The organism is Aeromonas sp. QDB18 (assembly GCF_027705325.1).
GTDB lineage: Bacteria > Pseudomonadota > Gammaproteobacteria > Enterobacterales > Aeromonadaceae > Aeromonas > Aeromonas caviae.
In genome coordinates this window covers 1-11,414 of record NZ_JAPDBQ010000138.1, presented here as the reverse complement: position 1 = coordinate 11,414, position 11,414 = coordinate 1, and the positions used below count along the sequence as shown (strand labels likewise).

Below are 11,414 nucleotides of genomic sequence, written 5' to 3'. Positions count from 1 at the left end.
AAAGTGTGAAGGCGATCCTGACTATAAAGTTAACTGCATATCACAGGCCTATAAGTATTTGTTTTGTAGGCAAAAAACTATTTTTAATTTTTAACAAAATGTTCACGATCTCGCCCTGAGTGCTGAACCGACTCTGGATGCTGCATCGATATATTCTGACCACCAGACCATCATTTCTCGGCGACGTTCCAGATAATCCGTGCGGTTGTATGCGCTACGGACTTCATCTTTGTCAGAGTGCGCCAAGGCAGCTTCTATAACGTCTCGATCAAATCCTCTCTCGTTCAGGGTGGTGCTGCCCAAGGCTCGCAGGCCGTGAGCGACCAAGGTCCCTTCATATCCCATTCTTTTCAAGGCCGCATTGGCTGTTTGCTCGTTGGTGTGCGTTTTAGGATTACGGATACCAGGGAAGATAAATTCACGATGGCCGCTGATCGGTCGCATGAGGTCCAGGTAGGCAAGTGTCTGCGGCGTCAAGGGCACGTCATGACCTCTGCGCTTCTTCATTCTCTCTGGTGGGATCCGCCAGAGTTTCTTTTCCATATCGATCTCTGCCCACCTTGCTCCGGCCGCCTCGCTGGGGCGAGCCAAGGTATGAAGGCTCCATTCGATGAGGCAGCGGGTCTGCAAATTGATGCTGGCCTTCGATAGCCTGTTCATCAGTTCTGGTAACTGGTTGGGGTTAATGCTGGGCATGTGCTGTTTGGCTGGCCGCTGAAACACCTTGCTGATCCCCGAGCAAGGGTTGGCGTCGATCAGACCAGAGTTAACAGCAAAGGTCATGATCTCGTTCACCCGTTGCGTGAGGCGACGCACGGTTTCGAGTTTTCCAGCAGCAGCGATGGGCTCGATGATCTTGATGGCTCGCTGTGCCTTTATTTCCATAACGGGCACTGTGCCTATCTCGGGGAACAGGTACATTTCGAGAGAACGCCAGAGATCCTCGGCATATGCCGGGGTGACGGAAGGGCGCTTAACATCAAACCAGCGCTTGGCGACGGCTTCAAAGGTGTGCTCGCTCTGTGATAACGCAGCGGATGCCTGCTCATCACGATGGTGTTGGGGATCGATGTTTTGTTGCAGCAACGTTTTGGCTTCGGAGCGTTTCTCTCTCGCTTCAGCCAACGACATCTCCGGCCAGGAGCCAAAGCTGATCATGTTTCTCTGTTTAGTTAGGGGGCGGTAGTAACGCAGGCGCCACAACTTGGAGCCATTGGGCTTGATGACGAGCTCCAGACCAGCCCCGTCGCAGAGGGTGTATTCCTTCTCTTTGGGCTTGGCTGCTTTGATCTCGGTTGGGGATAAGGGACGGGTGATACGAGGCATAGGCATACGCTCCGGAAGGCATACAAAACGATATGCCTAACGATATGCCTAAAAGGGCTGGATGGCAACGCACCCCATTGGACAGCATAAGACAACAAAAAACCCGCAAAGCCTTATGCTATGCGGGTTTCTTGGACTTCGTTGGTCACTGTTGGACCGGTATTTGGTGGAGCTGGGGGGATTTGAACCCCCGTCCAAAATTACTACATCCTCGGTACTACATGCTTAGTCACTCTTTACATTCGCCAACACGCTGCGGAGAGACACGCCACGCATTGACTAGCTCGATTGGTTTTAATGCTTCCGCCCCGAGCAGGACTTCCACACGATCCTGTGAAGGATGACCTTCCATTTCCCTAGGACACAGGCAAGCTAGGGGAGAAGGGCTCAGCGCAGGTTATTAAGCTGCGAGTGCGTAGTTTTCGTCGTTTGCGACTATTTTTTTGCGGTTTATTAACGAGGCCTACCGCACCTCGGCATGCACCTTGGGTTTCGTGAATCTTGTCGAATCCAGAATCAGCCCCAAGTTGTCAAAAGGGATTGTACGCAAAAATCCTGTCATGGCAAGGCGTTGATGGCAATCGACCGGCCTTGGCCGGTCGATTGCTGGTTTATTGGTCGCCGCATGGGGGCCGGCGGCGCACAATCAACCGCGGTGCTTGTTCTTCATGATGCGGGCCTTCTCACGGTCCCATTCCCGTGCTTTGGTGTCTTCCCGCTTGTCGTGCTCTTTCTTGCCTTTCACCAGGCCGATCTCGACCTTGACCCAGCACGCTTTCCAGTAGAGGGCCAGCGGCACTATGGTGTAGCCCTGACGAGCGGTCAGGCTCTCGAGCTTGTCGAGTTCACGGCGACTGAGCAGCAATTTGCGGGTGCGGGTCGGATCGCATACCACGTGGCTGGAGGCGGCGTTCAGCGGCAGGAAGCTGGAGCCGAACAGGAAGGCTTCCCCCTGCATGAAGATGACATAGGCTTCGCTGATGTTGGCCTTGCCCGCCCGCAGGGACTTCACTTCCCACCCTTGCAGGGACAGACCGGCTTCCACGCGCTCTTCGATGAAGTACTCGTGACGGGCGGTTCTGTTGAGTGCAATGGTGCTGGACCCGGCTTTGTTTTTACTGTTCTTTTTGCTCATGACGGGGGCCTTAGGCAATGTTTAGGAAGGCGCATTATACGTGGGTGGCGGCGGCTGTAAAACGCACAGCGCTCCGAGTGGCGGCTTTGTGAGCAGTTCGATGACGATTTTGAGGGAAGGGCGGGGCGAGAGCAGGCCACACTGGCCGGAAAGTGTGCGATTGCCCTGCTTGGTGACCCGCGAACAGTTTCGGCGGTGATTTTGGCTGACAAGGTGATAAAATCGGGCCGATTGGATGAGGAAAACCCATGCCCCGTATTACTCGCAGTGCCCTGGTGATGTTCAGCGCGGAACAGATGTTCCGGCTGGTCAATGATGTTGATGCCTATCCTGAGTTCCTGCCCGGCTGTGTCGGCAGCCGTGTTCATGAGTCAGGTGAAGACTACATGATGGCCTCGGTCGATGTGGCCAAGGCAGGTATCGCCAAGACCTTTACCACGCGCAACCAGCTCGATGCCAATCGCACCATCAAGATGGAGCTGGTGGAGGGGCCTTTCAGCAAGCTGGCGGGATGGTGGACCTTCACGCCCCTGGACGTGGATGCCTGCAAGGTGGAGTTTGATCTCGACTTCGAGTTCACCTCCAAGCTCATTGAGCTGGCCTTTGGCCAGATCTTCCGCGAGCTGGTGAGCTCCATGGTGCTCGCCTTCTCCAATCGTGCCAAGGTGGTTTACGGTGTCTGAGCTCCTCAATATCGAAGTGGCCTATGCCCTGCCCGAGCGGCAGACGGTGCTGTGCATCCGGGTCGCGCCCGAGACCAGCGTGCTGGCGGCCATCGAACAGTCCGGCATCCTGCAAAAGCACCCGGAGATCGACCTGTCGGTCAACAAGTTCGGTATTTACAGCCGTCCGGTCAAGGGCGCAGAGCCGGTGCAGGAGGGGGATCGCATCGAGATCTACCGCCCTCTCATCGCCGACCCCAAGGAGATGCGCAAGAAGCGTGCGGAAAAAGCCAAGGAAGAGGGGCGTGCCGATGTGGTCACCGGCGGGCGGCCCGATGTGCACCGCAAGCGAGACGATGCCGGCACCTGACGGGTGATGGGTTGTGACAAGGGGGCGCCGTGGCGCCCCTTTGTGATCGTCTCGCCCGACACGGGGCATCACAGTGTGAGCAGGCGCTCGTTTTCCACCGTCTCTATCCCGCTCTCCTTGATGGCAAGGCGCGCCATGGCGTGCGCCACCTGGCTGGCCTCGATGGCACGCCAGCGGCGCAGCGACCCGCGCAGCAGGGGCTTTACCAGCGGATAGATGGCCTGGATGATCTGCTCCGAACGGCGCGCAGGTTCGCGATGGCCGAGCAGCATGGCCGGGCGCAGGATGACGAGCCGCTGCCACTCCTGGGCCAGCAGGGCCTGCTCCATCTCGCCCTTGGTGCGGGGATAGAGAGCAGGGGAACCCGGGTTGGCGCCCAGACTGGAGACCACCAGCAGGCGGCGGCAGCCGTGGCGACGGGCGAGCGCGGCAAAGGCCAGCACATAGTCGAGATCGACCCGGCGAAAGGCCTCGGCCGAGCCGGCATCCTTGCGGGTGGTGCCAAGGCAGCAGAAGGCAATGTCCACAGGGGAGGGCAGCGTCAATCTGTCCAGCGCGTCGAACGAGGTGGGCAGCCAGGTGCGTCCCGGAGCGGGGTCGCCCGGTTTGCGGCAGAGCAGGAGGAGGTTGTGCTCCGTCCCCAGCTCGCGCAGCAAGGCTTTGCCAATCAGACCGGTGGCGCCGGCAATCAGGAATCGACTCATGATGATCTCCTCGGGGCAATGAGGCATCCAGAGTGTGGCCCGGCGACATCACCGGGGCCAGAGAGAACAAAACCGGCAGAAGCCGGTTTTGTGATGTCATCTAGAGCGGTGTGGTGAAGGCGGCAGGGAGAGGGAAATCACCGGTCACGGTGGCCAGTCTGTCACCCACGAAGTTGAGGGTCAGCTCCTTGCGCTCCTTGTCGCCCCGACCGGGCTGGAACTCATAGAGGTAGTACCAGGTGTTGGGGTCAAAGCTGTCGCGCAACATGGGAGAACCCAGCACGAACTCGACCTGTTCGCGGGTCATGCCCTGGCGCAGCTTGTCGACCTGCTTTTGTTCCACATAGTTGCCCTGGGGAATATCGATGCGATAGACCAGGCTGCAACCGGACAGGGTGAGGGCGGTCAGGGCCGCGGCAATCAGGTGTTTCATCCGCATATCGGGTTCAGATCATCCATACAGTCTTTTTAGCTCGGCAAATCATACCCACTCCCCGTGCGGAAGTAAAAAGCCATTGATCCATCAGCCAATAAAAAGGGCCGCGTGGCGGCCCTGGCAGATCTTGCCCCCTTACATGGCGGCGCGGAAGATGGCGACGATCTCCGCGTGAGTCGCCTGCCTGGGGTTGGTGAGACCACAGGCATCCTTGAGCGCATTGGTGGCCAGCACGTCTAGGTCGTCGGCCCTGACCCCGAGCTGCTCCAGACCGGTGGGGATCTTGACGTCGCTAGCCAGTTGCCGGATGGCATCAATGGCTGCCGCCGCACCCTGCTCATCGCTCATGGCACTCACATCCACCCCCATATGACGGGCCACATCCTTGAACCGACCGGCGCACACCCGGGCGTTATAGGCCTGGACATGGGGCAGCAGCACCGCATTGCACACCCCGTGGGGCAGGTCGTAGAAGCCGCCGAGCTGGTGAGCCATGGCGTGCACATAGCCCAGGCTTGCGTTGTTGAAGGCCATGCCGGCCAGGAACTGGGCATAGGCCATCTGCTCGCGGGCATGGAGATCCTCCCCCTGATGCACGGCGGTGCGAAGGTGTTCGGCAATCAGTGCGATGGCCATCACGGCGCTGGCATCGGTGACCGGGGTGGCGGCGGTGAGGCCGGCGGGCTTGGCCAGCATCAGTTCCGGGTCGTTGACCGACATCAGCGGCGTGACGTGTTTGTCGATGATGGCCATTTTCACCTGACGGGATTCGTCGGTAATGATGCAAAAACGGGTCATCTCGGAGGCGGTACCGGCCGTGGTATTGATGGCGATGAGCGGCAACTGCGGCTTGTCGGAGCGATCCACCCCCTCGTAATCCTTGATGCTGCCCCCATTGGCGGCCACCAGGGCGATGCCCTTGGCACAGTCGTGGGGTGAGCCGCCGCCGAGCGAAATGACGCAGTCACAGCCGTGGGCCCGGATCATCGCAAGACCCGCCTCGACGTTGGCCACGGTGGGATTGGGTCTGGTCTCGTCGAACACCACGGCACCTATGCCGTGCTCGGCCAGGAGGGCGGCAAGCCGGCCCACCACGCCAATCTGGCCCAGGATCTTGTCGGTGACGATGAGCGCCTTGCGATAGCCATGTCCCTGGATATCCGCTGCCGCTTCCTGCAGGCAGCCCGCCCCCATCAGGTTGATTGCGGGAATGTAGAACTTGAATGTCGCCATGATGGACTCCGTATGATTAGCCATTAAGTGGTATGCGGGCGCCAACATAACAGCGTCGGAGGGGATGAGAAGGGGTCAATGGTATCTCGTTTGCAACTTTGTGGACTCGATCGCGCTCTTTAAATGGACGGTCGCTCAAGGCTTGACAAGGGATGGGAGTGCAAAAGGAACGTAAAAACGTTTTTCAAGAAATTCATCATCTTAGCAAACGTTTCGCGCCATTTTTGTCAGCTTTGAAGCGCAGAAGTGTGAGGCGCATCAAGGAATTGGAAAGCGCTTTCGACCATAGTTGGCGCCTCCCCGGATGAGGGGACACCGGCTTGAAAGTACCGTAAAGAATCACCTTAACTGCACTCGGCTGCCATGCGGCGGGGCGCAACCAGGAGTCCACTATGTCTGATGTATTTCACTTGGGTTTGAAAAAAGCGGATCTGCAAGGCGCCACCCTGGCGATCGTCCCCGGTGACCCCGAGCGCGTGAAGCGCATCGCAGAACTGTTGGACAACCCGGTGCACCTGGCCAGCCATCGTGAATTCACCACCTGGCGCGGCGAGATGGACGGCAAGGCCGTGATCATCTGCTCCACCGGTATCGGTGGCCCGTCCACCTCCATCGCGGTGGAAGAGCTGGCCCAGCTGGGTATCCGTACCTTCCTGCGCATCGGCACCACCGGCGCCATCCAGCCGCACCTGAACGTGGGCGACGTGATCGTCACCACCGGCTCCGTGCGCCTCGACGGTGCCAGCCTGCACTTCGCGCCGATGGAGTTCCCGGCAGTGGCCGACTTTGACTGCACCACCGCCCTGGTGAACACCGCCAAGGAGCTGGGCTCCAAGCTGCATGTGGGCGTCACTGCTTCTTCTGACACCTTCTACCCGGGTCAGGAGCGTTACGACACCGTATCCGGTCGCGTGGTACAACGTTTCCAGGGTTCCATGAAAGAGTGGCAAGCCATGGGCGTGCTGAACTACGAGATGGAGTCCGCGACCCTGCTGACCATGTGTACCAGCCAGGGCCTGCGTGCGGGCATGGTGGCCGGTGTCATCGTGAACCGTACCCAGCAGGAAATCCCGAACGCCGAAACCATGGCGAAAACCGAATCTGATGCCATCAAGATCGTGCTGGGCGCCGCTCGCAAGCTGATCTGATAGCACCACACCGAGTGGGGGGTGGGGGCCGTTGCGAAAGCGCGGCCCCTATCTTTATCCGCCGTTTGCCCCTTTTGCCTTCCTGGCCCTGCTTTCCCCCTTCTTCGTTACCCCTGTTGCACCGTCATGGCCGCCAGTGCCTGCGCAAAGGGTGCCTCACAGCGGATCTGTACCGCTTCGCCGCTCACCGGGTGCACAAAACCGAGTTCACTGGCGTGCAGCATCAGTCTGGGGGCTCGTTCGCAGCCTGGCGGGAGCAGGCCGCCATAGAGATCGCATCCCAGGATGGGATGGCCCAGCCACTGGCTGTGGATGCGCAGCTGGTGGGTGCGCCCGGTTTCCGGTACCAGCCTGACCCGGGTCAATGGCACCGGCTGGCCTGCCCCCTCCAGGGTGAGCCGCTCCATCACCCGATAGCGTGAGCGGGCGGGTTTGCCGCTGGCGGCGCAGATGCTCATCAGCGGGAACAGCGCCGGATCCTTGGCGATGGATGCGTCGATGACGCCCTCATCCACCGCCAGATGGCCGCAGAGCAGTGCCTCGTAAGCCTTGCTCACGGTGCGCTGGCTGAACTGGTGGCAGAGCAGGGCGTTGATGCTCTTGTTTTTGGCCACCACCATGACGCCCGAGGTGCCAAAGTCGAGGCGGTGCACCAGGGTGCAGCCGGGGTAATCCTGTACCAGCCGGTAGTGGACCGAATCGAGGTTCTGCGGGTTCTTGCCCGAGAGGCTCAGCAGGCCGCTCGGCTTGTTGATAAGCAGCAGATGCGCATCCTCAAACAGGATCTCGATGGTGGCGGCGCAGGGCGGGGCGATGAAGATGTCGACGATGACGGACATGGGGCAGCCGGACGATGAAGGGGGAGGGATCATACCCGAACGATGGCGGCGCGGCGAATCTGGGTGTCCGCTCCCAAGGCCTGTCGCCAAGTACTTGATCTCGTTGGTTGAGGCGTTTTGTGACTCCCTCCTGAGTTCATCTGGCCATCTCTTGCTAAGGTATGGCTCCCTGTCATGTTGTAAGGAGTCTGTCCATGGCGTTGCCCGTTATTCTCGATTGCGATCCCGGCCACGATGATGCCATCGCCCTCATTCTGGCGCTGGCGAGCCCCGAGCTGAAGGTGCTGGCGGTCACCACCAGCGCGGGCAACCAGACCCCGGACAAGACCCTCAACAATGCCCTGCGCATCCTGACCCTGCTCGGCCGCGACGACATCCCGGTGGCGGCGGGGGCTGCCAAGCCTCTGGCCCGTGAGCTCATTATCGCCGACAACGTCCATGGCGAATCGGGGCTGGACGGCCCAGAACTGCCGGAGCCCGCCTTTGCTCCCCGGGCGATGAGCGCCCTTGAACTGATGGCAAGATGTCTGCGCGAGAGCCCGGAGCCGGTCACCCTGGTGCCGACCGGGCCGCTCACCAACATTGCCCTCTTGCTGGCGGCCCACCCCGAGCTCAAGCAGAAGATCGCCCGCATCGTGCTGATGGGGGGCGCCGCCGGTGCGGGCAACTGGACCCCCGCGGCGGAATTCAATATTTATGTGGATCCCGAAGCGGCCGATATGGTCTTCAAGTCGGGGCTGCCCATCACCATGTGCGGGCTGGACGTGACCCACGAGGCCCAGGTGATGGACGAGGATATCGAGCGGGTACGCGCCATTCCCAACCCGGTGGCGCAGTGCGTGGCACAGCTGCTCGACTTTTTCATGATCTATCATCGGGATCCCAAGTGGGGATTTGCTGGCGCGCCGCTCCATGACCCCTGTACCATCGCCTGGCTGCTGGCGCCCTCCCTGTTTCACGGGGTGGAGTGCCGGGTCGATATCGAAACCGGCGGGACCCATACCCTGGGGATGACGGTGGTGGATCGCTACGACCTGACCGGCAAACCGGCCAATGCCCTGGTGCTGCTGGGGCTCGACAGGGTAGGTTTCATCGAGTTGCTGGTGCAGCGACTGCGCTCATTTGGTTGAAATCCTGGACATCGGATAAGGGGTTGGGAATGTGGAAAGGGACGTTGGCGCTGCTGACATGCATGCAACTGACGGGTTGCGCGACCCCGTTCGAGAAGATGTGGCAGGGGCTGGCGACCTGCGAGCTGGACACCCTTCATCTCGACATCGAGACCGGGCGCCCGGCCAATCCGCAGCTCGCCATGTATACCCCTGACAAGGTGAGCGAGGGCTTTGCCTGGTACAAGGTCCATCAGGAGTTGCACGGCCTGCCCATCGTCGGCTTCCTGGTGCCAGCCTCCACCTTCGAGGTACATGCCCTCTTCGTGGATACCCCCATCGCCAATGCCCGCAGGCTGACCCACAACGCCTATGGCAGCGAATTTTCCGACGAGAGGCTGCATGACGAGGGGATGGCCCCCCTGTTGCTGCGCGACCCCAACAATCCCAAGCGCTCCATCATCGACTGCACCCGGGGTGAGTCGGCGGAGCCGCTGCCGGAAGCGTCTTTCGGCGAAGGGGAGTGAGTCCGGGGGAGGGCAACGGGATATCAGGCCAGACAAGAAAGGGGCCAGCCGCAAGGCTGGCCCCTTCTCTATGGGAGCAGACCCGGGTCCGGGGTGTCAGGGATACCCCAGGGTCTGCCTGATGACGGGAAGCTGCGCAGCAATCCAGGCCGGATTGATGGGCCCCCAGTCGCTGATGCGGTAGTGCCCCTGCAGATGGCGAGCCCCCTCGGTCTGCTCGAAGGCGCACTGGATGTCGAGCTCAGCCAGGGCGCTGAGGGTGTCCTGGGCGGTGCGGCGCGGCATGCCGGTCGCCTCCATGATGGCGGGCACGGTGTCCGTGCCCTGACTGATGAGGTGAGCCACGTAGAGCCGGCGATAGAAGCTGGTGCGGGTCTTGCTCGGCTCGCTCATATCTCGTCCTCGAGGCGATCGAAGTAGCGCCAGGTGGCGATGGCCGCCTTGCCCATCACCAGGGCCCAGACACCGAACCAGAACCAGCGGAAGAAGCTCCAGGTGGAGGCATCGGGCTCGGTGCTCGCGATCTTGGTGACGTTGGGGAACATGGAGAACATGTTCACGCGCCAGCCGTAGGAGGTGATGATGGCCAGGCGTTTTTCGAACTCCATGGACTTGGCCTTGGCCTGGACGTCGGCGGCGTTGAACTTGAAGTAGAAGGGCCAGCCCCATTCGGTGTCTTCATTGCGAAACACCCGGATCTTCTCGCCGGGGCGTTCGGTGTAGATGTAATAGACGTCGGTGGTGGGGCCGTCAGCCGGGTTCTTCTGGCTGATGGGGCCATCCTTGTCGGTGCGCTTCACCTCCACCCCGGTGATGGTGGCGATGGTGTGCTCCGGCAGATAGAAATCGAGCCAGAGTGCGGAGAGCAGGGCGATGAGGCCGAGCATGATAAAAGCGGGTTTCTTGAACTTCAGGCTCATGATGATCTCTCGATGAGGGGGAGTGACGTGCCTCTACCATACCCACATTTGTGCATGCAGCCCAGCCCCCAATGACACCTTGATGGCAAAAACCCGTTTTAAACAGGAGGCGTGAAGGGGGAGGGGCAAGTGCGGGGCCAGCGCCGGGCCCCACGGTATCGAAGAGATCCTCGCAGTATCAGAGCTGGAACTGGGCGAGCTGCCTGCGCTGCTGCTCGGCGAGCTGTGACAGTTCGTGACTGGCGGCGGCACTCTGGCTGATGCCGGCGGCGTTCTGGTTCACGATCTCGTGGATGTTGGTGAGGTTGCGGCTGATGTCGGCGGTGACGCAGGATTGTTGTTCTGCCGCGGTCGCCACCTGGGCGTTGGCACCGTTGATCTGGTTGACCGCGTCCGTGATGCCCCCCAGCAAGGCCTGTACCTCGGCGGAGAGCTGCCGGTTGTGGCCGAGGATCTCCAGGGTCTGCTGCACGCCGCTGTTGGCGGAGAGGGACTGGCTCTGCAACTGCTCGATGATGGCCTGGATCTCCTTGGTGGAGTCCTGGGTACGGGCAGCCAGCAGGCGCACTTCGTCGGCCACCACCGCAAAGCCGCGGCCGCTTTCACCGGCGCGGGCCGCCTCGATGGCGGCGTTGAGGGCCAGCAGGTTGGTCTGCTCCGAAATGCTCTGAATGACTTCGATCACCTTGCCGATCTGCTCGGACTGGGACTTGAGCCTGGCCACCACAGTCGCGGCGTTCTCCAGACTGCCCGCCATGCGGCCGTTGGCCTCGATGCTTTCGGCAAACAGGGCCAGCCCCTGCTCGACCCGACTGTTGGCATCCCGGGCCAGCTCGTCGGCCAGGGCGGCGTTGTGGTTGACGTTGTCGGCGGTGCTGGCCAGCTCGGTGACGGCGGAGGCCACCTGTTCGGTCTCACCCCGCTGCTGCTGCAGGGCGGGAGCACACTTTGTTGATATTTTAACCAAAGAATAACTGAGCCCGATAGTCGTCATTCCAGCCGGCT

The 11,414-nt window shown here is 60.7% G+C and carries 14 protein-coding genes and 1 other RNA gene; 5 read left to right on the top strand and 10 right to left on the bottom strand.

Annotation, left to right across the window (positions count from 1 at the left end):
- Positions 1-102 precede the first annotated feature (102 nt).
- The 3 genes from OKC30_RS17055 to smpB form a co-directional block, all read right to left on the bottom strand.
- Positions 103-1,326: an integrase domain-containing protein gene (locus OKC30_RS17055; RefSeq protein WP_270667023.1), complete on the bottom strand. Its 1,224-nt coding sequence runs from the start codon at positions 1,324-1,326 to the stop codon at positions 103-105.
- 164 nt (positions 1,327-1,490) lie between these two features.
- Positions 1,491-1,850: a transfer-messenger RNA gene (gene ssrA / locus OKC30_RS17050) on the bottom strand.
- A gap of 122 nt (positions 1,851-1,972) precedes the next feature.
- Positions 1,973-2,461 carry an SsrA-binding protein SmpB gene (smpB, locus tag OKC30_RS17045; protein ID WP_010673973.1) on the bottom strand — a complete coding sequence of 163 codons (489 nt, stop codon included), beginning with the start codon at positions 2,459-2,461 and terminating at the stop codon, positions 1,973-1,975.
- Positions 2,462-2,709: 248 nt separating this feature from the next.
- Between smpB and OKC30_RS17040 the strand changes: the two genes are divergently transcribed.
- On the top strand, positions 2,710-3,144 hold the full coding sequence (locus OKC30_RS17040; RefSeq protein ID WP_010673974.1) for an SRPBCC family protein: 435 nt from the start codon (positions 2,710-2,712) through the stop codon (positions 3,142-3,144).
- The gene (locus tag OKC30_RS17035) at positions 3,137-3,493 is read left to right on the top strand and encodes an RnfH family protein (protein ID WP_102948158.1); all 357 of its coding nucleotides are present in this window, start codon (positions 3,137-3,139) and stop codon (positions 3,491-3,493) included. Before OKC30_RS17040 ends, OKC30_RS17035 begins: the two co-directional genes overlap by 8 nt.
- Before the next feature lie 68 nt (positions 3,494-3,561).
- On the opposite strand, the gene OKC30_RS17030 is transcribed toward OKC30_RS17035, so the two are convergent.
- The 3 genes from OKC30_RS17030 to OKC30_RS17020 form a co-directional block, all read right to left on the bottom strand.
- Positions 3,562-4,197: an NAD-dependent epimerase/dehydratase family protein gene (locus tag OKC30_RS17030; protein ID WP_160838878.1), complete on the bottom strand. Its 636-nt coding sequence runs from the start codon at positions 4,195-4,197 to the stop codon at positions 3,562-3,564.
- A gap of 100 nt (positions 4,198-4,297) precedes the next feature.
- Positions 4,298-4,636, bottom strand: a complete 339-nt coding sequence (locus OKC30_RS17025; RefSeq protein WP_029314185.1) for an outer membrane protein assembly factor BamE — start codon at positions 4,634-4,636, stop codon at positions 4,298-4,300.
- 132 nt (positions 4,637-4,768) lie between these two features.
- Positions 4,769-5,866, bottom strand: coding sequence for an iron-containing alcohol dehydrogenase (locus OKC30_RS17020; protein WP_160838880.1), 1,098 nt, complete (start codon positions 5,864-5,866; stop codon positions 4,769-4,771).
- A 392-nt stretch (positions 5,867-6,258) separates the two neighbouring features.
- Between OKC30_RS17020 and udp the strand changes: the two genes are divergently transcribed.
- On the top strand, positions 6,259-7,014 hold the full coding sequence (gene udp / locus OKC30_RS17015) for a uridine phosphorylase (protein WP_010674037.1): 756 nt from the start codon (positions 6,259-6,261) through the stop codon (positions 7,012-7,014).
- A 107-nt stretch (positions 7,015-7,121) separates the two neighbouring features.
- On the opposite strand, the gene OKC30_RS17010 is transcribed toward udp, so the two are convergent.
- On the bottom strand, positions 7,122-7,853 hold the full coding sequence (locus tag OKC30_RS17010) for an RluA family pseudouridine synthase (RefSeq protein ID WP_420359772.1): 732 nt from the start codon (positions 7,851-7,853) through the stop codon (positions 7,122-7,124).
- 194 nt (positions 7,854-8,047) lie between these two features.
- Between OKC30_RS17010 and rihA the strand changes: the two genes are divergently transcribed.
- Positions 8,048-8,983, top strand: coding sequence for a pyrimidine-specific ribonucleoside hydrolase RihA (gene rihA / locus OKC30_RS17005; RefSeq protein ID WP_109112420.1), 936 nt, complete (start codon positions 8,048-8,050; stop codon positions 8,981-8,983).
- Between the two features lie 29 nt (positions 8,984-9,012).
- On the top strand, positions 9,013-9,489 hold the full coding sequence (locus OKC30_RS17000) for a hypothetical protein (RefSeq protein WP_045525252.1): 477 nt from the start codon (positions 9,013-9,015) through the stop codon (positions 9,487-9,489).
- 96 nt (positions 9,490-9,585) lie between these two features.
- On the opposite strand, the gene OKC30_RS16995 is transcribed toward OKC30_RS17000, so the two are convergent.
- The 3 genes from OKC30_RS16995 to OKC30_RS16985 form a co-directional block, all read right to left on the bottom strand.
- A complete protein-coding gene (locus OKC30_RS16995; protein ID WP_039039881.1) occupies positions 9,586-9,882 on the bottom strand; it encodes a winged helix-turn-helix domain-containing protein in 297 nt (98 codons plus the stop codon).
- Positions 9,879-10,409 (bottom strand): DUF1523 family protein, encoded by a 531-nt coding sequence (locus tag OKC30_RS16990; protein ID WP_010674042.1) that lies wholly within the window; start codon positions 10,407-10,409, stop codon positions 9,879-9,881. Before OKC30_RS16990 ends, OKC30_RS16995 begins: the two co-directional genes overlap by 4 nt.
- A gap of 178 nt (positions 10,410-10,587) precedes the next feature.
- Positions 10,588-11,414, bottom strand: an 827-nt coding sequence (locus OKC30_RS16985; protein WP_270666723.1) for a methyl-accepting chemotaxis protein, incomplete at its 5' end; no start/stop codon positions are given.

What these genes read in the sequence shown, in the direction of transcription:
- OKC30_RS17055 (WP_270667023.1), bottom strand. Translation starts at nt 1,326, where the DNA reads ATGCCTCGTATCACCCGTCCCTTATCCCCAACCGAGATCAAAGCAGCC.
- smpB (WP_010673973.1), bottom strand. Translation starts at nt 2,461, where the DNA reads ATGAGCAAAAAGAACAGTAAAAACAAAGCCGGGTCCAGCACCATTGCA.
- OKC30_RS17040 (WP_010673974.1), top strand. Translation starts at nt 2,710, where the DNA reads ATGCCCCGTATTACTCGCAGTGCCCTGGTGATGTTCAGCGCGGAACAG.
- OKC30_RS17030 (WP_160838878.1), bottom strand. Translation starts at nt 4,197, where the DNA reads ATGAGTCGATTCCTGATTGCCGGCGCCACCGGTCTGATTGGCAAAGCC.
- OKC30_RS17025 (WP_029314185.1), bottom strand. Translation starts at nt 4,636, where the DNA reads ATGCGGATGAAACACCTGATTGCCGCGGCCCTGACCGCCCTCACCCTG.
- OKC30_RS17020 (WP_160838880.1), bottom strand. Translation starts at nt 5,866, where the DNA reads ATGGCGACATTCAAGTTCTACATTCCCGCAATCAACCTGATGGGGGCG.
- udp (WP_010674037.1), top strand. Translation starts at nt 6,259, where the DNA reads ATGTCTGATGTATTTCACTTGGGTTTGAAAAAAGCGGATCTGCAAGGC.
- OKC30_RS17010 (WP_420359772.1), bottom strand. Translation starts at nt 7,853, where the DNA reads ATGTCCGTCATCGTCGACATCTTCATCGCCCCGCCCTGCGCCGCCACC.
- rihA (WP_109112420.1), top strand. Translation starts at nt 8,048, where the DNA reads ATGGCGTTGCCCGTTATTCTCGATTGCGATCCCGGCCACGATGATGCC.
- OKC30_RS17000 (WP_045525252.1), top strand. Translation starts at nt 9,013, where the DNA reads ATGTGGAAAGGGACGTTGGCGCTGCTGACATGCATGCAACTGACGGGT.
- OKC30_RS16995 (WP_039039881.1), bottom strand. Translation starts at nt 9,882, where the DNA reads ATGAGCGAGCCGAGCAAGACCCGCACCAGCTTCTATCGCCGGCTCTAC.
- OKC30_RS16990 (WP_010674042.1), bottom strand. Translation starts at nt 10,409, where the DNA reads ATGAGCCTGAAGTTCAAGAAACCCGCTTTTATCATGCTCGGCCTCATC.